Origin of the sequence: Chitinophaga barathri, from assembly GCF_003807585.1 — a bacterium.
In the GTDB taxonomy this organism is placed as follows: domain Bacteria; phylum Bacteroidota; class Bacteroidia; order Chitinophagales; family Chitinophagaceae; genus Chitinophaga; species Chitinophaga barathri.
Genome location: NZ_RMBX01000007.1, coordinates 139,001 through 163,256, shown reverse-complemented (window position 1 = coordinate 163,256; position 24,256 = coordinate 139,001). Strand labels below are relative to the sequence as shown.

Genomic DNA, 24,256 nt, shown 5'->3' with positions numbered 1-24,256 from the left:
TACGCCTTGGATAGTGTATGGGAGTGTATGAAAACGCCACATTTGTCATGACCATGACAATTGGCTCTAAGAGTAGTCTAACAGTAGTGGTAGTGTAGTAGTAGAGTAGTCTAACAGTAGTGTAATAGTAGTAGTGGAGACACCGTCCGCCATCCGTACGATCTTCGGAAGGAAAGTACCGATCACATCCACCAGCGCGGTTTGCGCGGCCATCACTTCCGTGATGTTCTTATACGCGCCCGGCGCTTCGTCCAGGCCGCCGCCGATCAGGTGGACCTTATGATCCGCCAGTATCCTGGTCAGTTCGTGACGGGTAAAGCTCTGTGTGGCCTTGCTCCGGCTCATCTGCCGCCCTGCCCCGTGGGAAGCCGAGTCCAGGGACGCAGCTTCGCCGCGGCCACGTACGATAAAACCGGGGGCGGTCATGGAGCCGGGAATAACCCCTAATGCCCCTTTTCCGGCCGGTGTAGCCCCTTTCCGGTGCACGACCAGCTCTTCCCCTCCATGGGTCTCTTTCCAGGCGAAATTGTGGTGATTTTCCACCCTTGCCAGCAAAGTACCACCCACTGCCTTGATCAGCCTCCGGTGGATCTGGTGATGACAGGCGGAGGCGTAATCGCCCGCCAGGTTCATCGCCGTCCAGTATTCCTGGCCTTCTTCGGTATCCAGGCCCAGCCAGGCGAGGTGCTGCACTTCCCGCGGCAGCTGGCAGATCTCACGGGCCAGTTTGGTATAATGCCCCGCGATCTGCGCCCCCAGTCCACGGGAACCGGAGTGGGACAGCAGGCCCAGGTACGTACCGGTTGCCAGGCCGAATTCGTTCTGCGCATCCGTGATCTCCACCAGGCCCCATTCCACGAAGTGGTTGCCGGAGCCGGAGGTGCTCAACTGGCCCGCGGCTTTGGCGTGCAGGTGTTTCAGCAGCCCGATCTCGCTGAAGGCCGGGTGTTCCAGCACTTCATCGTCTATACGCGGCTTCCATTCCGCACCCGCGCCGAAAACAGTACCGGCTTTCAGCTCCCTTTTGAAGACTGAAGCCTGTTTTTCCAGCTGGGTATGCGGAATATCCAGGATGCTCAGGCACATCCGGCAACCGATATCCACGCCCACACCGTACGGGATCACGGCGTTTTTTACCGCCAGCACCCCGCCGATAGGCAGGCCATAGCCCTGGTGTGCGTCCGGCATCAGCGCCCCGGCTACCGTCACCGGCAGCCTCATCGCGTAATCCATCTGCCGGATGGCGCCTTCGTCGATGAACTCTTTTCCGTATACCCGGTAAGGCACCGCCTCCGCATTGATCGCGATCTCTGTGGGCTCTTCCACGATCAGTTTTCCCGCGATCTTCGAAAGCTGTTCGTCTTCCGTAAAGGAAGCCGGGGCTTCCAGTACCTGGTGCAGGAGGGCCAGTGCGGCTTCCTGCGTATAATGTTTGTAATGTTGTTCCATCACGGTGATGGCTACGCTGATCACCGGCCCCTCAGGGTAACCGATGTTCCGCAGGTCCTTGCCCCGTAATTTTAGTTTTGCCATTGGTCTAGGATTGCAGTGCAGCCCGGAATCCAATCGGCTGCACCTTTTTTACTTCAAATGTTCGTTCGTGCTGATTGGCGATTTCAGCGATGCTCATCGGCCGGCTGATCGCCGTATCGAAACCAAGGTGTGCGCTCAGCTGCTGTGCCTTTTGCACGGACAGCTCCCTGAATTCATACTGGGCTATCAGCCTTCCTTTACGCAATAATGCGCTGTCGATCTTAGAGAGGGCGCCGTTAAAGGTACAGATTACCTGTACGTTCAAACAGTCTGCCAACAATCCGTCGGACAGGTTGAGCAGGTTGGAAACGGAGGAGTTTTCCGACTGCTCCCTGTCTGCCAGGATGTTCTCCGCGTCTTCGATCACGAGCACGCTGTTGGGGTAACTCATCAGCAATTCAATGAATGAAGGGCCGGTTATTTCCTGTGCCACTGTGGGCGGAAGAAAAAGGATACGCTTTTTCAGCCGGCCGGTAAGGTGGCGCAGGTAGGTGGTCTTGCCCGTACCGGGCTTTCCGTGCAGCAACACCAGGCCCTTATCCTTGCTGGTGTTGAGGCGTTTGAGGATGAGCCTGTCGATGTCCGCAAAATCCGGTTCATAATACAGGCCCAGGTCCAGTTTCGTCCGTTTGATCTCCATGCTGCGCAGGGTCATGCTACCTTTGTTCTGCACCACGAGGTTTATTTCGTGGGCTTTCCGTTTTTGTCCTTGCCGGAAAGGCTGCAGGCCGGCGGTAAGTTCTTCCACCAGGGGAAGGTCATTTTCGCTGTGCAGTATTTCAATGAAGTTTTCGGCGAGTACCAGCATCACGGGTACATTTTTAAGGATGATGATGATGCGGTCGTATTCATACTTTTTATCAGAGCGGTCGTAATCCCTGTAGGTATAAATATCCTCGATCCATTCAGCGCGGTTTTCTTTGATCCAGCTAAATGCTTTCCTGAAATCCACCTGGTACATCGAGCTTACGCTCGGCATCTTCTGGTGGGTCTGGAGGTAAAGGGCATGTGCGTCTATATAAAAGTCATCGCACAGGTTCGCGTGTGCTACGATTTTTTGTAACTCTTTGTTTTCCACTGTCTGGAATTTTTTAATCGTCCAATGAACACATCCATTGCAGGGTGTTCTTTGGGACCTGGTTTTTTAATTGCATCTGCTGGCGGCGGGAAGGGCATTTAAATCTCCTCCTGTGGCCAAGCAGTTTATGCAAAACATGGCGGAAATGATTGCGCTCAAGATAGTTATCTATCCATGCCTTGCGCGCTTCCAGCGCTGTGCTTTCCACTTTTGCTTCCGTGATCATATTGGGCGTCACTTTCAATACAAAACGCCATTTCTCGCGGAATACATACACAAACCTTCCGCCCGCACCATCTTTAAAACGTTCTTCGAGGCAAAACTCTTTCAGTTCCGCTTCACTGAACTTGTATTTGTGAATGGTCCAATGGTAAGGGTCCGGGTATGCAAGCGGTTTTTCTATTTTCACTTTCCGGCCTTTTATCCTTTTGGTGGTTGTAAATTTCCGGCTGTGGTGATAATCGCACACATTGAGCTTGTCCAGTATTCCCTGGTAGAAAGCGGCCTTTGTACCCGCGGCCACATCGGCGCGCAGCACAAAGGTCCGCTTCCAGCCACGCATGATCGGCGGATCCAGGGGTACATAACCCATATTATGTTGGAGTGTGGAGATCGTACTTAGTTCCCGTTCAAGTCCCAGCAGTTGTTTCTCCCGGTCTTCCCGCAGCGCGCGTTTTTTTGCCCGCGGGGACCGTATGCGCAAGGATAGCAAGTAATCCTTTTCCTGCGCCGTTGTCATATAATCCATCATACCTGATGTTGTAGTGAGCTGATAAGACCGCCAGGCGGTCGTTTCTATCTGGCTGGTATGTGGATGTTAAACTCTTTTTCATTGTTGGCATGTTTAAAATAAAGAGATAAAAAAAAGCTCTCCCGCAGTGGGAGAGCCGGGTTGACTCTTTACCTCTTGCGTAATTAAAAATTCATATCAGCACCGCGCTTTCCTCAAAATTTTCCTTCAACTCCCTCATCTGCGCCTGGTGGCGTTCTATATGTCTTGTCAGGAAAAAGATATACTGGTATATATCCAGTTTCCCAAGATTGTTGACGGTCATTTCGGTTTTCACCAGCCTGCCTTCTCCGTTTTTAAGCAGGCTCAGGTTGTACATGCACTGTGCAAACTGTTGTTTGAGAAGGGTTCTTACTTCTTCCAGGCTCCTTTTGCCGCTTGGCTCCAGGTGCTCGGGGTTCACCCATCCGAATGATTTGCTGCTCACTATTTCTATCTGCCGGAATTTATCTTCATAATCATGCGGCGGCATGATTATCAGCCCTTCCAGCTTACGGTCCAGCGCCCTCCGGGTGCTTTTATTAATAGTGAGTAATAAAAAATAATTGGTAAGGCTGATATGCTCCAGTACCTCACGGATGTTCCACTGATCCCTTCCGGGTTTAAAATGGAGCAACACGTTATCTTCTTTGAACCACTGGTCCAGTTCCCGGAAGTTGTTTATCAGGGCCTCTCTTACGAATTGTACTACGTTTCTCATCGCTCTAATTTTTGGGGCAATCACTTTTGCATAAAAGCCATTACCAGGTGTTTGTGTTCGGTTTGTATATAGATGTCTCGTTTGTCATTTTTCCATATTTCATTAAAAAAGCCCGGCCTGCTTTTGCGTAGCGGACCGGGCTATATTCCTGATTTAAAACGTTCTTTTTTCGTTTATATCAAAACATACCTTCTCCGCCGGGACCATACCTTATAGTACTCCCCTGACGCTTTTGCCATGCATCGCTCTCCAGACACTGTTATTAGCAATTCTTTATTCATCAGCACCATAAAAAAAGGGCCCCGCTTCGTCTGCGGGACCCTTCTGTTATATCTTTTGGATAACTTTTGTCTTGTTAATTCCAGTTATAACCTGCCCGCATGAAATCTCCCGCTTGCTTGTGCATGCGCTTTGAGACCTTCATCTTATATGTACAATTGCGAGACATTATTACTACTGTTTGTTTACGCAACAAAGATAATTTTTATTTTTTTCCTTACATAATTTTTCTCATTAAAAAATTGTTTCCGACATAAAATTCTTTGAATTATGCCTTCCTGAGCAGGATCTTCTGCTGCTGGAATGCCTCAGCCGCATCCACCATTTCCAGCAACTGTGGCCACTTTGCGGCCGGCGCAAAGGCATTTTTATAGATCTTTTTTACAGACACGGTCAGTTTGCCTTCCGCCTGCTTCGTCGTCACTACAAAGCTTCCGCATTCATTATCAATGCTCCTCGCCAGCTTGTCCGCCCCTTCCAGCGTGTATCCGGCGGGTATCCGGAACTCCAGGTTGTACTCAAAAGAACGGGCAAAAGGCATGTACACATCCGCCTTCCGCTCCCGCTGAGACGGCTTGATGCTCATCTGTGGCCCTATCAGCCGGCCCGCGTCTATTATATAATTGCTCCCGGCCTTTTTAATATATCCGTTCATGGTAAAGGCCATGTTGTACGATATCTCGGGTTCGTTGTGCCGCAGGCCCATCTTCAGCACACTGAATTTGTCCAGGCTCTCGGGCTGGTTGTCAAACTGCGTTTTTACCTCGTCCAGGAAGGATTCTTTCACGTCTTTCCTCGCTTTCTCAAAGGCATTGCGGTATTCATCCGCCAGGGAACGGTTCCTTTTACTGTCCGCAAACTCGTCCATAAATGATTGTTTGATCCCCAGCGCCTGGCGCTCCGCGTCATAGTAGTCTTCGTACAGGAGCAGCTTTTGCTGGAGCGGCTGCTTAAAGTGCCCGGTGGCGCTGGAAGTACGGTCTATCTTCAATTGCTGGAGATCGTCCTGCCCGAAACTGATCAGCAGGTTCTCTACCTGCCGGTTCTGCTTCGCCTCGCTGTAAGGTATCTCTACGTTGCCTTTGATGCTTTCGTCCCTGGGCCCGCCCGTTACCAGCGGGGCTTTCTGGCCTTCAAACTCGGCCGGGATATATTCCGTATTGGAAAAGATGCCTTCCGCGCTCATGTACACCGGCTTTTTACCCACAGTTTTGAGCATCACCCGGAAATCGTCCGTCTCAAATACCTCGTTCTGCGAAGGCCCGTAACGGGGAGTGGCCAGCACAAAATCCGCGTCGATATCATTTTTCACCAGCATATAGTTCACATACCGTAGGAAGTTCCGCTCGCTCAGGCCCGCCCAGTTGCGGCGCTGGTCCACTACGATCTCGTCCTGCGGGTTCACCCGGTAAAGGCCCATATACCGGATCAGGTAATATATATAATGCGTCAGTTCTTCGTCCGAGGCGTTTTTATTAGTCTTTTTGAATTGTTTTACGTTGTCCCATACCTCGCCCAGGAAGGGCAGGGTGCCGGAGGATGTGGCGTTGCGCATGGCCACCAGTTCCGCTACGGCTTCATCGCGGGTCTTGAGGGCGTTGGGATTACTATAGATGGTGCCTTCCTTGCGGCGGCCCAGCTTTTCCCGGCGGGCGCCCACCCGCAGGTGCAGGCGCACCATGGGGATCTGCCTGAAAGGGTTCATCCAGAGCTTTACAGGCTGCGGCGGTACGTTTTTCACGAGCATGTCCAGCTGCATCATATGGTCCGCTATCTTCTGCTTGAAGTTCGGCGCCCCGTTCATACACCGGTATTCCAGGGCAAACACCTCTTCCCAGGCGGATACATGCACGGAATATTCCATCACCGGCTCCTCGTCTCCCAGTACAAACAGCTCTTCTGTATAGGCATTGGCGTGGTTGATAAATCTTTCCTCGCGTACAAAGTATTCGATCATATCGCCCACCTGCAGGTCCGGGATGGCCAGCTTGCGGGTCTTATGGCTCCGGCGGTTCACTTCGGTCACCACCGCTTCGTCCGAGTATATTTCGCGGGTGCCGCCGTCTTTTTTAAAGATGCGGGCGCCCATGTAGGTCACTTTGGTCATTTTATCGAACGGCTCCAGGGCGTACCAACTGCTGAGCGATTCGTACTGTTTGAAGGAAAACTCGGAATATTCTTCCAAGGCGGCCTTATCATTGATAGCTACCAGCACCCTGATGGAGCGATGTAGCTCCCTGTCTTTGTCCGGCGTAGTGAGCTCAATGTGTTTTGCCAGTACCACGGCGGATTCTTTGGCGTACTCCGCGGGCACGGTGCGGTTTTTAAAACCGGCCTGCTTCCAGCTCCAGATCTCCTCTTTTACTTCAGCCAGGCGCTTTTTGTATTTCACCTCGGCTTTGGCATCCCAGGGCTCCACTTTCCTTTCTTGCGCCATCATGCCTGTAATCAGCAGCAGCAGGCAGATCAGTATGGCGATATAGGTTTTCATAGGTGGTCTATTTTTTGGTAAGGGTTATTTGTTCCAGGTAAGTTTGACGTAGTTTTTTGATATCGTTGTTCCAGCCGGAAAACTCTTTTTTTTCCAGGTGGGTATTTTTGATGGTGATCTCTTTGCGGTACACTACTTTGTCCGCCTGCTGTTCGTACACCGCTTTGAAGGCATACTTGGGATGATCGATGTTCACCGCGGGTGGAAGCGATTTTACTTTGTAACCCGCGGGAATGGCCAGCGTGGTTTCCTGTACCAGTTGTCTTTTGAAGCTCAGCCACAGGTCATGCTCACGCAGCGTGGTATCGATGTTCCCGTCTTCCATTTCTTTGCGGAAATCCAGCTCGATGTACAGCTCGTCACCAAAATTGTTCACGGCGTCTTTGTGCTGGAGATCGTACTGAATGGTCATGTCTTTGCTCCAGTCGTGCAGGTCGGAGGTTTTTACGGAGGAGATGGCGTAGGCACGGTTCTCTTTTGTGAGGAACTGCTGCAATGCTTCTTCCAGTTTATCTTTTTTCACCTGGTGCGCCTGCGTGAGGATATATTCTGTGCATTCGCCGGTATAACGGTGGTCTACTGAACCTACGAGGTTATTGCCTTCCACATGCAGGATTCTTTTTTCCACCTGCCGGTTCTGTTCGAAGGTACGGGCGGGCACTTTGGAAAGCGTGTACTGGTCACCGTTTTCGATCAGCACCTGGCGGCCCTGTATACGTTCGGCATATTGGTCAAACCCGATATAGGTTTCCGTGGCGTCCAGGAAATATTGTTTGCCTTTGAGGTTCACGGCGCAGATCATATGATTGTCCACGGAGAGCGTGGGCGTGGAATAGTCGTAGGCGATGTGACGGGTACCTATCCAGCAAAGGCGCGCATCGAGGCCGAGGGCGTTGAGCATTTCCTTGGTGAGGTTGGCCATGCCTTTGCAGTCGCCGTATTTCTTCTGTAGTACATCCTGGGCTTTAGCAGGGCGGAAACCGGCTATACCGTCTTCGAAAGCGATATAACGGATGTTTTCCTGCACCCAGGTATACACGGCTTTTATTTTTTCGAGATCGTCTTTTTTGTCTTTGGTGATGTCCAGTGCGGTGGTTTTGATAGCGGCCGGATCGTTGCCGATCTCTTTTACAAGACTGCGGTACCAGGTATAGAGATCGTTCACATTGCCGAAGTAGGTGATCTTACCGGCGGGCGTTTCAGCGGCATGGCTCACTACCAGCAGGTGCGGGTACAGGTAGCTGGGGCCTGGCGCGTTCTGCTCCGATTTGGATGGTTTGATGCTTTTGGCGGTGTAGGTATAAACGTCCGCGTTATTTTTTTCGTCGTAGGTTTTGGAAGACTGCACGCCAGCTTTGCCAAAGTTCATTTCTTTGATCTCCAGCTTCATCCAGCGGGGCACTACGAGGGTTATTTCTTTTTGTTCCTGGAAAAATTCTTCCTGGAAAAACACGGTGGTGAAATAACGCGGGTCCAGCACGGTCTTTTGCAGCTCCACTTTGCTTTCGGTGCCTTTTTTCTCCAGCGGCAGCATAAAGCCGCATATGCGCGCATCTGAGTAAAAGAAACCTTCCACGGAGTAATAGTCATGCTCGACCTTTACTTTCATCCTGTCCCCGTTCACATAGGCTTTTACTTCATCCACACGGCTATAGTCGTCATAAAATTCTACAACGGGAATAGAACCGCGGTATTCGTCGCAGCGATAAAATGTGGTGAAGGATTGTTTAACCCAAACGGGGTGTTTATCATCGCCTTTAACGAATTCATAGCGTTCTTTTCTTTCGCGTATGACGATGTTTTTGTTTTCTTCGGTAAAAGGGGATGCCTCATGGAGAAAAGGAGTTCTGGCGGGAACGGAAACCTGTTGGTTCAAACCACCACCTGAAAACATCCGCGCGGCAACGACGCTTCCAGCCTTAGCAAGCGGAACAATACGCTTATGCTCAGCCTTTTCCGGCTTTTTTATTCCCCCAAAGGCCAAGGCCGGCAAGGTCAAACCGCAAAGGATTACATTGAGGTACAGGCAATTACGACTGTATGGCATAGATTATAGGTATAAGGAACATAAAGATACAAATAAAGATTATATGTTACTTCTTCATGTCCACCTAAAAATTCCACCTTTTTATTTTATCAGAACAATTTCAACTGACTGTTAGGCCGTTGGAACAGTTCCGTATTAAACTCGAACTTCTCCTGGTTTATGCCTAACCGCTTGGTTTGCAGTCTGAATTGTTGGCGGATGAGTTCCGCGATATTGCCTTCTCCCCGCATTCTCCTCCCGAAATCGCTGTCGTTCACTTTTCCGCCGTGCATGCTTTCCACCAGGTGCCATACTTTATCGGCCCTGTCCGGGAAGTTTTTATACAACCAGTCGTTAAAAATGATCTTCACCGCATCATTTAATCTTACCACCGTATATCCCGCAAACTTCGCCCCGTTTTCCGAAGCCTGTTCCAGCAGCCGTGGTATCTCATGATCGTTCAGCCCCGGGATGATCGGCGCCGTCATAACCCCTACGGGAATGCCCAGTTCAGACAGTTCCCGCACCACTTTCAGGCGCTGCGCCGCGGTAGCGGTGCGCGGTTCCATCTTCTGCCGCAGGTCTTCCTGCAAAGTAGTAAGCGATACGTACACGCATACCAGGTTATGCTCCGCCATCTTCTGAAGGATATATTTATCCCGTAGCACCAGCGCGTTTTTTGTTATGATCCCTACCGGCTGACGGTACTCCCAGGCCACTTCCAGCAGCTGGCGGGTGAGCCACATCTTTCTTTCAAGCGGTTGGTAACAATCGGTATTTCCGGAGAGGGAAATGGGTTTGGGCACCCAGTTTTTGTTGTTGAGGAATTTTTTGAGCAGCTCCGGCGCATTGTTTTTGGCAATGATCTTTCTTTCAAAATCAAGACCGGCGCTAAAGCCCCAGTACTGGTGGGTGTTGCGCGCGTAACAGTAGATACAGCCATGCTCGCAGCCCTGGTAGGGATTCATAGAGTACCACATGCCTACATCGGGACTTTCCACCTTGTTTACAAGGGTTTTGGAATGTTCCTCGAAGATCTGCGTGGGAACATCGGCCTGCCACCATTCGTCAATACCCTCAGGGTGTTCCTGGGCGTATTCGGCGGCCAGGTACTTGTTCTTAGGGTTTACCTGTGCGCCGCGACCTTTATAGTAAGGGTTTCCGGATGCGTTGTCGCTGAAAGGGAGCGTCATTTGCACTAATTATTTTAGTAAAAATACTAAATATATTAGTATTGCCAAATTTTTAAATGATCTCCATCTGTTTCATCAGGAAAGTCGCGTTTTTGTTCCGCGCTATACCCGGCCGCATACGGTAGTCGAAGTGAAGATGGCCGTTGTCCAGGCTGCTTTCGAAACAATAATTGCGGATCTGCTCTGGATATTCCTGCTCCAGCGTGCCCAGCTCCAGGTCATGGGTCGCGATCATACCAAGGCAGCGGTATTGGAGGAAATGCCGGATCAGTTCACGGGAGCCGGCCAGCTTGTCTTCGGAGTTCGTGCCTTTCAGTATTTCATCGAGGATGATAAATACCTGCTGCCCGCTTTTTAATACCTGGATGATATGTTGCAACCGCAGCAGTTCCGCCTGGAAATAAGACGTATGCCGTGCAATGGAATCCTTGATCCGCATGGACGTCATGATCCTGAGCGGGTTGCAGGTGAACGATTCCGCGCATACCGGGGCGCCGGTCATGGCCAGCAGCCAGTTGGTGCCCACGCTCCGCAGGAAAGTACTTTTGCCGGACATGTTCGAGCCGGTGATGATGTGAAACTGCTCCCCGCTTCCGATGCTGCAATCATTCACCACGCATTCCCCTTCCGGTATCAGCGGATGGCCCACTGCTTTGCCTGAAACACCCGGCTGTTCGCCGATTTTAGGGTATGTATAGGTTGGGTGATTAAACGCAAAGGTCGCCAGGCTGTTCGCCGTCTCCACCTGCGCGATCACTTCCAGCCATTCTTCCATATCCAGCCGGTGCTCCGACTTCCAGCGCTCCAGCCTGAAAATGCAATGTATTTCGTACAGGATAACGGAATTGAGCACAAGGCCCACAAGCAAGTTCAGCCGCTGGTCCAGCAGGTTGCTGATCGCCGCAAGTTTATGTAACGATTTATCCGCTTCCGCGGCCGTATGCTGCCGCGCTTCCAGCCATGGTACGCCTTTCCAGTCCTCCTGTTTGATCATCCGCAGCAACACCGCGAATTTCTTCAGCAACTGCTCTTTGTTGGACAACAAAATATGCTGCCCGTTCACCTTCTTTACATTCCCGAGCAATATCATCCAGTTCACAAACATGCCCAGTAGCATCGGCACATAGTTACCGCTGTAGATGTAATAACCAATAGCGGCAAGCACCAGCGCAGGCATCACGTAAGCAGCTATCCGCAAAGTCTTTCGTTGTAAAAACTGCAGGGGCGCCTCCTTCCATAAACGAATCTCTTTTACATCGTTCACGCCTTCCTTCGCCAGCTGTGCATGTGCGGTGAACAGCTGCCGGAATTCCAGCTGGCCGCCCAGCTTTTGCACGGCCGCCTGCATGGCTTTTATATCCGCGCTGTTTTGCAGCGGTCTTTGCAGCCATCCCGCCAGGAAATGTTTGCCGGTAAGGGTACCCGTACGGTTCAGGTATTGAAAAAGAGAAGAAGGGCCAAATACATCGAGGTCGCTGGTGAAATCATGCTGGTCGTTGATGAACTCTTCTCCGTTCTCAAAATCAGCCACATGATCCGTTACTACCCGCAGCTCTTTCTGGTTCAGCGAAAGCAGCGCCTGCAACAATGCCTGGTGGTCTTTGACGCGCTGGTACCGCACCAGGCTCCATACAAAACCGGCCAATAAGACCATCCCGCCCAGCAACCATCCCACCTGGAAATTGTGCCTGAAATATTGCACGCCCAAAAATAGGATACCCGCGAAACACAGGAGCCTGGATAGGCTCAGCTGTTTAAGGTAACGATCCGTTTGCCCCAACTGCCGGGTAAAATCATCGGTTCTTTGCTGATAAGTGGTTGCCGCTTGCATATCGGAAAGATACGTGAAATGGAAAAACGGTCGCATGAATTTTCCTATGGCTTGATAAAAAGCGGTATCAAATGCGCGCCTCCTCAAACCCGGCGTCACTTTTGAAAGGCTTACACTACCTGAAAACAAAAGGGCCGGCCTTGCAGCCAGCCCTTCCCTATGAAGCATGCTATTTTACATATTCCTGCGGTACTGCCCGCCCACTTCATAAAGGGCATGCGTGATCTGCCCGAGGCTGCAATATTTCACCGTTTCCATCAGCTCTTCAAACAGGTTGCCGTTTTGCACCGCCACCGCCTGCAAGGCTTTCAGTTTCTCCGCGCGCTGGTCCGCATGCCTTTCCTGGAACGCCTGGAGCGCATTGATCTGGAATTCTTTTTCCTCTTTCGTGGAACGGATCACTTCCGCCGGGATGACGGTGGGGGAACCGTTTTTGTTGAGGAAAGTATTCACGCCAATGATCGGGAACTCGCCGGAATGTTTCAGCGATTCGTAATACAGGCTTTCTTCCTGGATCTTGTTGCGCTGGTACATCCTTTCCATGGCGCCTAATACGCCGCCGCGCTCCGTGATACGGTTAAATTCTGTCAGCACGGCCTCTTCCACCAGGTCCGTCAGTTCGTCGATGAAGAAGCTGCCCTGGTTGGGGTTTTCATTCTTCGCCGTACCCAGCTCCCTGTTGATGATCAGCTGGATGGCCATCGCCCGGCGCACGCTTTCTTCCGTGGGAGTAGTGATGGCTTCATCGTATGCATTGGTGTGAAGGGAGTTGCAGTTGTCGTAAATGGCATACAGCGCCTGCAGCGTGGTGCGGATATCGTTGAAGTCGATTTCCTGCGCGTGCAGGCTGCGGCCCGATGTCTGAATATGATATTTCAGTTTCTGCGAGCGGTCGTTGCCTTTGTATTTGTTTTTGATGGCCTTTGCCCAGATGATCCTTGCCACGCGGCCTATCACCGCATATTCGGGGTCCATGCCGTTGCTGAAGAAAAAGGACAGGTTCGGTGCGAAGTCATCGATGTGCATGCCGCGGCTCAGGTAATACTCCACGTAAGTGAAACCGTTCGCCAGCGTAAAGGCCAGCTGCGTGATAGGATTGGCGCCCGCTTCAGCAATATGATAACCTGAAATGCTTACCGAATAAAAGTTGCGCACCTTTCGGTTGATGAAATATTCCTGTACATCGCCCATCAGCTTCAGCGCAAATTCCGTGGAGAAGATGCAGGTATTCTGCGCCTGGTCTTCCTTCAGGATGTCCGCCTGTACGGTACCGCGCACGGTGCTGAGCGCATAGGCTTTGATCTTTTCATATACTTCCGGCTCCAGCACATCGCTGCCGGAAACGCCCAGCAGACGGAGGCCCAGCCCGTTATTGCCATGCGGCAGGCCACCGCTGTAATGCGGCAGCGGGTGGTCTTTGAATTTCTTTTTGATGATAGCGCTCACCTTTTCTTCCAGCCCGTTCTGCGCAATGTATTTCTCACATTCCTGGTCTATGGCGGCATTCATAAAAAACGCCAGCAGGATGGGCGCGGGCCCATTGATGGTCATGGATACAGACGTTTTCGGATCGCAGAGATCGAAGCCGCTGTAGAGCTTTTTGGCATCGTCCACTGTAGCGATGCTCACGCCCGAGTTACCGATCTTGCCGTAAATATCCGGGCGGTACGCGGGGTCCTCGCCATAAAGCGTCACACTGTCAAATGCCGTGGAAAGCCGCTTGGCTGGCTGATCCACGGATACGTAGTGAAAACGTTTATTGGTCCTTTCCGGGCCGCCTTCTCCCGCGAACATACGTGTGGGGTCTTCGCCTTCGCGTTTCAGGGGGAACACGCCGGCCGCGTAAGGGAATTCACCCGGCAGGTTTTCCAGCAGCTGCCAGCGCAGGATGTCGCCCCAGTCTTTGTACTGCGGCAGCGATACCTTCGGTATGCGGGTGTGGGAAAGACTTTCGGAGAACAAAGGCAGTTTGATGGTTTTATCTCTTACCTGGAAAGCGTAATGATCCGCTTTGTATTTTTCCTGCAAAGCGGGCCAGCCGGTGATCAGTATTTTATTCTCCGGTGTGAGCTGTGTTTGCAGATGCTGGCTGATGTTCTTCAGCTCATCGGCATGTTTGAAACCGGGCACCTGCAGCACGCCTTCCACCTGGTACCATTGCGTGGCAATGGCGCATTGTTCGTTCACCCACGCACGGTAGTCTGTTATGCTGGTCACGATCTCGGAAAGGTAACGGACACGAGCGGGAGGGATAATGAGCGATTTGGTGGAAGTGGCGGTCACCGGTTTGTCCGGCTTATCGTCCCCGAAAAGCACTTCTGTTTTTTCCGCGATGAGGTGCATCAGGCGGCCAAACAACTGGTTCACGCCAGGATCGTTGAACTGCGAAGCGATGGTGCCTACCACCGGCAGGTCTTCATCTTTCGCTTCCCAGAGGCCGTTATTGCGTTTGTATTGTTTGCGTACGTCGTGCAGGGCATCCAGCGCGCCGGCTTTATCGAATTTATTGATGGCGATCAGGTCCGCATAATCCAGCATGTTGATCTTTTCCAACTGCGAAGCGGCGCCGTATTCGGGCGTCATCACATACAGGGACACATCGCAGTAATCCACGATGGCGGTATCGCTCTGGCCGATGCCGGAGGTTTCGAGGATGATAAAATCAAACTTCGCGGCTTTACAGATATCGATCGCTTCCTGGATGTGGAGGCTGATGGCTTTGTCGCTTTCGCGCGTGGCCAGCGAGCGCATGTACGCCCTCGGGTGATGGATACTGTTCATGCGGATGCGGTCCCCGAGCAGGGCGCCGCCTGTTTTCTTTTTGGAGGGGTCCACTGAGATCACGGCAATAGTGCGGTTGTCGTATTCGTTGAGGAACCTGCGTACCAGCTCGTCCGTCACACTGCTTTTACCCGCGCCGCCGGTACCGGTGATGCCGAGTACAGGCGCTTTATGGGCAGCCATGATCTTCAGGTCTTCCAGCTGTCCGTTCATCGCAAAGTTCTCTGCGTAGGTAATGGCTTTGGCTATTTCCGGTGAATCGTCCTGCGTGAGTTTGCCGGGGTTCAGCAGCCACTCGCCCTGCTTCACCGTTTCAAAATCACACTGCCTGATCACATCTTCTATCATCCCGCCCAGGCCGAATTTACGGCCATCGTCCGGGGAATAGATGCGGGTGATGCCATAGGCATGCAGCTCTTCTATTTCAGACGGGAGGATGGTGCCGCCGCCGCCGCCGAATATGCGGATATGGCCGCAGCCGCGCTCTTTCAGCAGGTCATACATGTATTTAAAAAACTCGATGTGCCCGCCCTGGTAAGAGGTAACGGCAATCCCCTGCGCATCTTCCTGCACGGCGCAGTCTACAATTTCAGCCGCGGAGCGGTTATGACCGAGGTGGATTACTTCGGCGCCGGTGCTTTGCATAATACGGCGCATGATGTTGATGGCCGCGTCGTGACCGTCAAAAAGGGCGGCCGCTGTTACAATACGGACCTTGTTTTGTGGTGTATAAGACATGTTTTTCAGCTGCTTAACGCCATACGCATGGATATGGCGGACAAGCATGCAAGATACGAAAATAGCACTGCTGGCGGCGGCCGGGAGGATATTTGAATCGGTGCAAGTTATAATGCGATTCGTTTGAAATTCTTTAACTGCAACCGGTTCTTTATGGATATTTGGAAAGAAAAATGGGAACGACCCAATAGATCGTTCCCATTAAGATAAAGACAGATGGTGTCTAGGTCATAACGTGGAATTTGATAAAATGCGATGTATAAAGTTATGTAAAGCCATTTGTGGCAAAATGGCAAATATGTATGCGTATACTGGGTTTTCTGTTCCTTAAAATTCTTGAATGTTGCGATTAGATGTCTGGTCTCTGGCTACTAATAATATACCCCGAAAATGCTAGTGTGTATATCTTACACAATCTTAATTAATATTTTGTTAAAAAACAATTTTTTCCCGCTACTTGTTGAAAATATACTTAAATAAGGAGTCCCCGCCTGTATTGGGCATGCACGCGGTAAACCTCATACGGCAAAGCAGTTAGGCGTTTAGTAATGGTTGATTGAACAGGTTAAAATCCTATCAAAAACCCAGGCTTTTTTTGTGCTGGAGGTTATACTTATCCTGGTTAAACTTATACAGGCGGGCCGGGCGGTGCCTTACATCCTGCTCTTCTTCGTTCAGGTCAATGAGATAGTCCATGGCGAAGAACTTCTTCCGGAAGTTCCTCCTGTCCAGCTTTACGTCCAGGATGGCTTCGTAGAGGTTTTGCAGATCGCGGAGGGAAAACTTCTTGGGCAGCAGGTTAAAACCCACCGGCTGGTCCAGTACCTTATGCTGAAGCCGCTGGTAACAGGTATCCAGGATGTCCTTATGGTCAAAAGCCATCTGCCGGATGTCTTTTACGGCATGCCAGTGCAGTTCGTTGTGATGGGTTTTTAATTCGGCATGCTGGATGTTCACCAGGGAATAATAGGCAATGGTCACCACTCTTCCGGCAGGATGCCGGTTGAGCCCGCCAAAGGCCTGCACCTGTTCCATAAATACGTCTTCCAGCCCGGTACGCTCCCGCAACACGCGGTAGGCCGCGGTTTCAAGGTCCTCGTCCGGGTGTACGATATCTCCCAGCAATGACCATTTCCCTTTGTATTCTTTCAGATCGGATTCTATCAGCAATACCTTCAGCTCGTTTTCATCGAACCCGAAAATGACACAGTCTATGGAAATAGCCGCTTTAAAATAATCCTTGATCTCGGTGAGATGGGTGTTGATGTTTTTGGTGTACATACTTGCATATCGTGGAATGTCAGGAAAAAGGCTGCTGCTGTCCGCGCTAAAGTCCTGCCCTGTGGTGCGCCTGTCCGTAAATATAAGTTGCTAAAACTTTAGTTGCTAAAATTTTCTCTGCCGGCACCTTCATGATGTCCTGGTCCAGTATCACGAAATCCGCCAACTTGCCGGGTTCCAGGCTGCCTTTCCTGTTTTCTTCAAAGGATGCCTTTGCCGCCCAGATGGTCATGCCCTTCAGGGCATCTTCCCGGCTGAGGGCATTTTCCGGCTGAAATCCGCCTTCGGGAAAGCCTGCCTGGTCTTTCCTGGCCACAGCGGCGTAAAACGTACGCAGGGGATCGATGTGCTCCACCGGAAAGTCCGTGCCCAGCGGTATCCAGCCATTCTGCCTCAGCAGGTCCTGGAAAGCATAGGCGTATTTCACCCGTTGCGGGCCCAGGCGGTCTTCGGCCCAGTACATGTCCGACGTGGCATGTGTGGGCTGCACGGAAGGCACGATATTGTTTTCGCCGAACCAGTGAAAGTCGATGGAATCCACCACCTGTGCGTGTTCTATCCGCCAGCGTTTATCATTTTTACCCTTGAGCACGTCGGCGTATATCTTCAGGATCGTACTGTTTGCGGAGTCGCCGATGGCATGCGTGCACATCTGGATGTCGGATTTAGCCAGCAGCGTGGCTTTTTCGGCAAAATAAGCGGCATCTTTCAGCAGGAAGCCTTTCCATCCCGGCCGGTCCGTATAATCATGTTTCAGGCAGGCGCCGCGGGAGCCCGAAGCCCCGTCCCCGTAGAACTTAATGCTGCGTACCAGCAGGCGGTCCTTTTCGTATATCCCGTTTTTCAGCAACCAGCTGATGTTCTCTTCATTGTCGCTCAGCATCACGTTCAGGCGCAGGTGCAGTTTGTTTTGTGCAAAAAGCGTGTCGAACAGGCGCACTTCAGGCAGGTTCAGCCCGCAGTCTGTAATGCTGGTAATGCCGGCAGCGATACAATTACGTTCAGCCGCTTCCAGTGAGGCGATGATCTCTGCCAGGGGCGCTTCCGGTATTTTGGAAGACACCAGTTCGTCCGCATTGTCCACCAGTATCCCGGTGAGTTTGCCGTTGCGGGTTTCCACCGTGCCGCCGGTGAGCGTTTGCCCGGCCTTTACGCCCGCCGCATCCAGCGCGGCCTGGTTGGCAATGGAGGCATGCCCGTCCACGCGCTCAAGAAGAACGGGCGTATGGGGGAACAGGCTGTCCAGCTTCGACTTGTCAGGAAAGGTTTTTACCTCCCAGTCATTCTGGTCCCAGCCCCGGCCCAGCACCCACGCGGACGGGTGTTTGGCCGCGAAGTCCCGAACACGGCCCACCACTTCGTCCCAGCTTTTGGCGCCTACAAGGTCCACCCGGCGCAATGAATTTGCGTAACCGAAGAAGTGGGCATGGGCATCGTTAAAGCCGGGGAACACGGCCGCCCCTTTGGCGTCCACTACGGAATCCGCTTCGAACTTCCCCTGTATCAGCTCGTTTGTACCAATGGCCATCACCTTCCCGTCCTTCACGGCCATAGCGGCAGCCACCGTATTCAGCGAATCGGCGGTGTAGATCACGGCATGATGAACGATCAGATCGGCTTTTTCTTTCCGGGCACAGGCGGATAAGAGTGTAACAAAAAGGGCAACATAAAGGCTTTGTTTCATAACAGGAAATTTGTACGTGCGTGGCAACTAAAGATTAAATTTACGGCAGACTTTTGACTTTATTCATACACGATGTATACGAAAGACACTGAAAGATCACTGGCCACGCTGGCCAAATCATTGTTGTCCGGCAAAACGCCGGGCTCGCCTGAAGAAACCGCCGCATCGCTGCGCCAGGTGATCCGCCACAGCGACTGGCGGTATTATATCCAGGACGATCCCGTGCTGAGCGACCAGGAATATGACCAGCTTTTTTCACAGCTGAAGAAGCTGGAAGAAACGCATCCCGAACTTGTTTCGGCGGATTCCCCCACCCAGCGTGTAGCCCAGGGGCTCACCAAAGTATTCCCCACCGTGCAGCACCTGGTGCCTATGCTCAGCCTCGAAAACTCTTACGATGCGGACGACCTGATAGACTGGGACCGCAAAGCCCGCGAGATCAGCGGACTGGCAGAGATCGAATATTGTATAGAACCGAAGTTCGACGGCGCGAGCATTTCCCTCATTTATGAAAACGATCTGCTGGCCCGCGGCGCCACCAGGGGAGACGGTGTGCAGGGAGACGAGATCACCACAAACATCCGGCAGATACGCTCCATTCCTTTGTCCGCAAAGTTTTCCGACTACGGCATCCAGCAGATAGAACTGCGGGGCGAAGTGCTGATCAACAAAACCACCTTTGCCAAACTGAACGAACAACGCGCGGCGGAAAACCTTCCCCCGCTTGCCAATCCGCGCAATGCGGCCTCCGGATCGCTGCGTATCGTGGACCCGAAAGAAGTAGCCAAACGCGGGCTGGAAGCGTTCCTGTACAACATGAGTTATCATACCATGAACGACGGCATTGCCGAACCACCCGCCATACAAACGCACAGCAATACCCTGGCCATGCTCTGGCAGCTGGGCTTCAGAAGCCCCGCGCGTGAGATGAAAGTAGTGAAAGGCATCCAGGCGGTGATAGATCATTGCCTCGATTTCGAAACCAAACGCGATGATCTTCCGTACGAGATAGACGGCATGGTGATCAAAGTGAACGATTACGAATTGCAGGACAGGATGGGCATGACCACGCATCACCCCCGCTGGGCGATCGCGTTTAAATTCAAAGCCCGCCAGGCCACCAGCATCCTCCGCGATGTGGAATTCCAGGTGGGGCGTACCGGCTCCATCACTCCCGTGGGCAAGATAGACCCTGTGCCCATCGGTGGCGTGATCGTAGGCTCCCTGAGCCTTTTTAACGAAGATGTGATCAAAGAAAAAGACCTCCGGCTGGGTGACCGCGTACTGGTGGAAAGAGCCGGAGACGTGATCCCCTATATCGTAAAATCCATTGCGGACCTGCGTACGGGCGAGGAAAAAGATATCGTGTTCCCGAAGAACTGTCCCGTGTGTAAAGATCCCCTGTTCAAGCCGGAAGGCGAGAGCGTATGGCGTTGTGTAAACATCAACTGCGAAGCGCAGGTGGTGGAAAGAATGATCCATTTTGTGAGCAAAGACGCGATGGACATCCGCAGCCTGGGAGAAAGCAACGTACGGAAGTTCTGGTCACTCAGTCTTCTGAAAGATGTGCCGGGCATTTACACCCTTGATTTTGAAGCCATCAGCAAGCTGGAAGGTTTTGGGCCTAAGTCCATTTCCAATTTACAGTCCGCTATAGAAACCTCTCGCAGCCAGCCGTTGCACAGGCTGATCTTCGGGCTGGGCATACGATATGTAGGAGAAACCACCGCAAAAACGCTGGCCAATTCCACGGAACACCTGCTGAAACTTGCGGATTATACGGAAGAACAATTGCTGGCGCTGGAAGATATCGGGCCGAAAGTGGCGGGCTCGGTAAGACAGTTTTTCCTCAACCAGGACAACATTCACATGCTGCAAAAGCTGGAGGAGCTTGGCCTGAACCTCAAAGGCAACACGGGCTCCCGCTCCGCGGAAGGCACACTCAGCGGGCAGACTTTCCTGTTCACCGGTACCCTTCACAAGCTCAAACGCAGCGATGCGGAAGCCATGGTGGAGCAGCAGGGCGGCAAAATCCTCAGCGGCGTGAGCAGCAAACTGAACTACCTGATCGTGGGAGATGATGCCGGCAGCAAACTCGAAAAAGCAAAAAAGATCAATACCGTCAAGATATTGAGCGAAGATGAATTCATAAACATGGTGCAATAATGAACGATGAGTATTTCATGCAGCAGGCGCTGAAAGAAGCCCGCAAAGCGCAGGAGAAAGGAGAAGTGCCCATCGGGGCGGTAGTGGTGATGAACGACCAGGTGATAGGCCGCGGCTTTAACCAGGTAGAAATGCTCAACGACTGCACCGCACACGCCGAAATGATCGCGCTCACCTCCGCGTTTAATACGCTCGGCTCCAAATACCTGATGGAAGCTACGCTGTACGTGACGCTGGAGCCTTGTGTGATGTGCGCCGGCGCTTTGTACTGGAGCAAGATCGGCCGCATCGTATATGCGGCGCCGGATGAAAAGAACGGCTACCGCCGGGTGACTGGCGCCGTTTCCCCATTCCACCCCAAAACGAAACTGGAAAGCGGGCTTTGCGGAGAAGAAAGTCTTCAGCTGGTGAAATCATTTTTCCAGGCGAGAAGGAAATAAACAAAAGTAACCGGCATAAAAAAAGGGCGAAGCGTGTGCTTTGCCCTTTTCATTTATCGGTATTTCAGATGTTATCCCTGTTTTTTCACTTCCATCAGCTGGTTCAGGCTCATAAGCTGTTTCATGGATTTCTCCATGCCTTCAGAGGAACCGTCCAGGAAGATCACATTGCCTTTTGAATTTTCGGAGAAGTGTTTGATACCTTCCACCCACATGCTGAACAGGATCACGGACGTATCCAGGTTCGCCTGCTGCATTTCTTTGGCAGCCATGGTCATACCTTTGGCCACTTCTTCACGGAAGAGCGCGACGCCCTGGCCACGCAGCTGTGCGGCTTGTCTTTCCGCTTCCGCCGCAATCTTGATGGCATTACCATCCGCTTCGGCCGCTTTGGTTTTGGTGATCAGGAGCGCCTGGCCTTCGTTTTCGGCCGCGGCCTTCAGGTTGTTCGAAGCCACCACCTGCGCCATAGAGCGCATAATGGCATCGTCGAAAGTGATATCGTTCATCTGGAGGTCCTGCAGGTGAAAACCCCATTGTTCCAGCCCGTTATCGATCTGTTCCTTTACGTGTTCGGTGATGTCTTTGCGGAGGCCCAGCACTTCAGACTGCCTTTTGGTGGCCACAAACCCCCTGATAGAACCTTCGATGGTGCGGATGAGGGCCTGCATGAAGCTGCGTTCGTCCATGAACTTAAAGGCCACGTTTTTGATGGTTTCCTCCTCCTGGTTCAGTACCGAGTACAGAAGCATGGCTTTGAAGTACACATTCGCCTGGTCCACGGTAATGGCCTGGAATTCCAGTTCCACGGAGCGGTTCTGGATAGAGATGCGTTTGAACACCTTTTCGATGATCGGGATCTTGAAGTTAAGACCGGGAAACAGGATGCGGTTGTATTTACCGAAGATAGTAGTAACGCCAATAGTACCCTGTTGCACCGTTACGAACGATGAAAGGGCGATCAGGACGACTAGTGCGATAATAACATACAAAAAAATGTTATCCATAGTGTAAAGGATTTGAGTTATAAATGTAATCAAAATCCTTCACTACAGATATTAATTTGCAGGATAAGCGGGTTTCCAAACTTGCGGATGTAAAGACCGGATCGCAAGGTTTTGGTGGCTAACAAACAATGGATGAATCGTGTGGGTTAAACACGACAACAATGCATGAAAGATGAAACAAAGTGTTATATCTTTTGACAAGTACGGAAGTAAATGAATACGTCATCCAGCTCAATTGTTTTCAATTGATAGGCCAATTGGGTTTTCAGGTCCTCCGTCTCTTCTTTGATTTTCTTGTACTGGTCCTTTAATGCTTGATACCTGGCAAGTATTTCTTCAGGTGTGGCGGATTGATCCAACGCCAGGATATCATACGCCTTGTCTTCGGTTATCATAGTGATAAGTATTACCTCAAAAAACTATCCAAATGAACTCCGTTCTTAATTCAGGCTACTAAATTACTGGAGTTTAGAACGCCGGAAAATACCCAAGCTTGGGTATTTTTCCCATGGAATTGCGGATCACACAAGCGTTGTAGCGCTTTTATAAATTAGAAATAGGGAATATGTATCCTGATAATCAATATGCGGAAAAATCATAATGAGTGTGGGTTATTGTAAACCAATCTGTTTGGCGAGGGCCACCAGTTCCGGGGTGTTTCTAACTTTCAGCTTAAGCCTGATGTTTTTTCTATGGGTCTCAATGGTATACCTGCTGAGGTTCAGCTTCTCTGCGATTTCTTTATTGTTATGGCCTCTGGCGGCCAGTGTAAATATGTCCTTTTCGCGGGCGGTGAGCTTATTAAGGACATCTTCGTTCCGCCTGCGCAGCACTACCCGCAAGGCTTCGCTGATCTGGTTGCCGGTGTCTATCGCATTGGAAAAGTCCAGGAACACGCATACCACGTCCACTACATTCCCCTGCTGATCAAATGTAAAAGGTACACCTAAGCCGACGACCCAAAACCATTCATTGCTGCCACGCCTCCGTACGCGCATTACACCGCCGAACATTCCTTTTTTGTCCCTGAACGACTGCTGCGAAATAGTGAGAATACTGGCGTCTTCGGGGTGGGTTACCTGCCTGAAAAACTCAACGCCCAGTGTAATGATCTCCTCCCGGGAATAGCCGAGGGTCTCTGTCAAACGCCCGTTGCACCAGTTGATAGCCTTTTTGGAGTTGTTGGACGTATATAACATTGCGGGAACCTTGTCTATAATGGCCTCCAAATGTTCAAGCCGGCTCCTCAATTGCGCATTCTCCGATACAAGCGCATCATGAGAGTCGCGGTTTTCTGTGCCCATGTCCTGCATATTAATGTTTTAAACAAACAATAGTGAAAACTAACGATGAATACTATACGAATATAAATAATTGCGAAACAAAGGTTATAACACCTTTATGTAAATATAAAAGAAAAAGCCATATATCCAAACGCCGTTAACACTGCTTTTCCCTCAATAACAAAGCACTTCACAAAGGGTTCGATGAACTGCCGGAGAAAGGGTTTGACAATTCCCCTATTAGGCAGTAAATTTGGTCCTCTAATTGAAATACAATTCTTAAACCCATAAAAATTGAATTATGGCTTTTACACTTCCTGCATTGCCGTATGCTTCCGATGCGCTTGAACCGCACTTCGACAAGCTGACAATGGAAATTCACCACGGCAAGCACCACCAGGCTTATGTAGACAATCTGAACAAGGCTATCGCCGGAACAGAGAATGAGAATAAATCCCTGGAAGACCTGGTAGCCAAAGCCGGCTCCATCAGCCCCGCGGTTCGCAACAACGGCGGTGGTCACTGGAACCACTCTTTCTTCTGGACCAGCCTCGGCCCCAACGCCGGCGGCGCTCCCTCCGGTAAACTGGGTGATGCGATCAACAGTGCTTTCGGTTCTTTTGATGCATTCAAGGAAAAATTCAACGCTGCCGGCGTTTCCCGCTTCGGTTCAGGCTGGGCCTGGCTGATCGTGAAAGACGGTAAGCTTGAGATCACTTCCACGCCTAACCAGGACAATCCCCTGATGGACGTTGCCGAAGTGAAAGGTACCCCCATCCTGGGCGTAGACGTTTGGGAACATGCCTATTACCTCAAATACCAGAACCGCCGCGCTGAATACCTCGCCGCTTTCTGGAACGTGGTAAATTGGGATGCTGTTAGCAAAAGGTTCTAACAGCCTTATGGCTTACAATAAAAAAGGGTCAGCAGATGATGCTGACCCTTTTTTTATACT

At 51.3% G+C, this 24,256-nt stretch carries 17 protein-coding genes; 3 read left to right on the top strand and 14 right to left on the bottom strand.

The annotated features are described in order from the left end of the window. Positions 1-66: 66 nt before the first annotated feature. From EG028_RS14115 to EG028_RS14065, 11 genes are all read right to left on the bottom strand, one after another. Positions 67-1,533: an RtcB family protein gene (locus tag EG028_RS14115; protein WP_120517213.1), complete on the bottom strand. Its 1,467-nt coding sequence runs from the start codon at positions 1,531-1,533 to the stop codon at positions 67-69. Positions 1,534-1,537: 4 nt separating this feature from the next. After that, positions 1,538-2,611, bottom strand: a complete 1,074-nt coding sequence (locus EG028_RS14110; protein WP_120517214.1) for an AAA family ATPase — start codon at positions 2,609-2,611, stop codon at positions 1,538-1,540. A gap of 13 nt (positions 2,612-2,624) precedes the next feature. Then, positions 2,625-3,362 carry a hypothetical protein gene (locus EG028_RS14105; protein ID WP_120517215.1) on the bottom strand — a complete coding sequence of 246 codons (738 nt, stop codon included), beginning with the start codon at positions 3,360-3,362 and terminating at the stop codon, positions 2,625-2,627. A gap of 172 nt (positions 3,363-3,534) precedes the next feature. Further along, positions 3,535-4,101 (bottom strand): DinB family protein, encoded by a 567-nt coding sequence (locus EG028_RS14100; protein WP_120517216.1) that lies wholly within the window; start codon positions 4,099-4,101, stop codon positions 3,535-3,537. Positions 4,102-4,648: 547 nt separating this feature from the next. Then, on the bottom strand, positions 4,649-6,871 hold the full coding sequence (locus EG028_RS14095; protein WP_120517217.1) for a DUF3857 domain-containing protein: 2,223 nt from the start codon (positions 6,869-6,871) through the stop codon (positions 4,649-4,651). A 7-nt stretch (positions 6,872-6,878) separates the two neighbouring features. Next, on the bottom strand, positions 6,879-8,747 hold the full coding sequence (locus EG028_RS14090; protein WP_162946521.1) for a transglutaminase-like domain-containing protein: 1,869 nt from the start codon (positions 8,745-8,747) through the stop codon (positions 6,879-6,881). Between the two features lie 260 nt (positions 8,748-9,007). Continuing rightward, entirely contained in the window at positions 9,008-10,090 is a 1,083-nt protein-coding gene (locus EG028_RS14085; protein WP_120517219.1) for a PA0069 family radical SAM protein, read from the bottom strand. Positions 10,091-10,142: 52 nt separating this feature from the next. Further along, positions 10,143-11,921 carry a MutS-related protein gene (locus EG028_RS14080; RefSeq protein WP_162946523.1) on the bottom strand — a complete coding sequence of 593 codons (1,779 nt, stop codon included), beginning with the start codon at positions 11,919-11,921 and terminating at the stop codon, positions 10,143-10,145. Positions 11,922-12,095: 174 nt separating this feature from the next. Continuing rightward, positions 12,096-15,440, bottom strand: coding sequence for a methylmalonyl-CoA mutase family protein (locus EG028_RS14075; protein WP_120517357.1), 3,345 nt, complete (start codon positions 15,438-15,440; stop codon positions 12,096-12,098). A 576-nt stretch (positions 15,441-16,016) separates the two neighbouring features. Continuing rightward, the gene (locus EG028_RS14070; protein ID WP_120517221.1) at positions 16,017-16,721 is read right to left on the bottom strand and encodes an NrtR DNA-binding winged helix domain-containing protein; all 705 of its coding nucleotides are present in this window, start codon (positions 16,719-16,721) and stop codon (positions 16,017-16,019) included. A 46-nt stretch (positions 16,722-16,767) separates the two neighbouring features. Next, positions 16,768-18,405, bottom strand: a complete 1,638-nt coding sequence (locus EG028_RS14065; protein ID WP_120517222.1) for an amidohydrolase — start codon at positions 18,403-18,405, stop codon at positions 16,768-16,770. Positions 18,406-18,477: 72 nt separating this feature from the next. On the opposite strand from EG028_RS14065, the gene ligA reads away from it, so the two are divergent. Next, positions 18,478-20,571, top strand: a complete 2,094-nt coding sequence (gene ligA, locus EG028_RS14060) for an NAD-dependent DNA ligase LigA (protein WP_120517223.1) — start codon at positions 18,478-18,480, stop codon at positions 20,569-20,571. Then, entirely contained in the window at positions 20,571-21,011 is a 441-nt protein-coding gene (locus EG028_RS14055; RefSeq protein WP_120517224.1) for a nucleoside deaminase, read from the top strand. The genes ligA and EG028_RS14055 overlap by 1 nt, the downstream gene beginning before the upstream one ends. Before the next feature lie 71 nt (positions 21,012-21,082). Here EG028_RS14055 and EG028_RS14050 read toward each other — a convergent pair whose 3' ends face one another. From EG028_RS14050 to EG028_RS14040, 3 genes are all read right to left on the bottom strand, one after another. Next, positions 21,083-22,018 (bottom strand): SPFH domain-containing protein, encoded by a 936-nt coding sequence (locus EG028_RS14050; protein WP_120517225.1) that lies wholly within the window; start codon positions 22,016-22,018, stop codon positions 21,083-21,085. A 185-nt stretch (positions 22,019-22,203) separates the two neighbouring features. Beyond that, positions 22,204-22,413 (bottom strand): hypothetical protein, encoded by a 210-nt coding sequence (locus tag EG028_RS14045; RefSeq protein WP_120517226.1) that lies wholly within the window; start codon positions 22,411-22,413, stop codon positions 22,204-22,206. A 216-nt stretch (positions 22,414-22,629) separates the two neighbouring features. Continuing rightward, on the bottom strand, positions 22,630-23,322 hold the full coding sequence (locus EG028_RS14040; RefSeq protein WP_162946525.1) for a LuxR C-terminal-related transcriptional regulator: 693 nt from the start codon (positions 23,320-23,322) through the stop codon (positions 22,630-22,632). Positions 23,323-23,602: 280 nt separating this feature from the next. On the opposite strand from EG028_RS14040, the gene EG028_RS14035 reads away from it, so the two are divergent. Then, positions 23,603-24,196, top strand: a complete 594-nt coding sequence (locus EG028_RS14035; protein ID WP_120517228.1) for a superoxide dismutase — start codon at positions 23,603-23,605, stop codon at positions 24,194-24,196. Positions 24,197-24,256 lie beyond the last annotated feature (60 nt).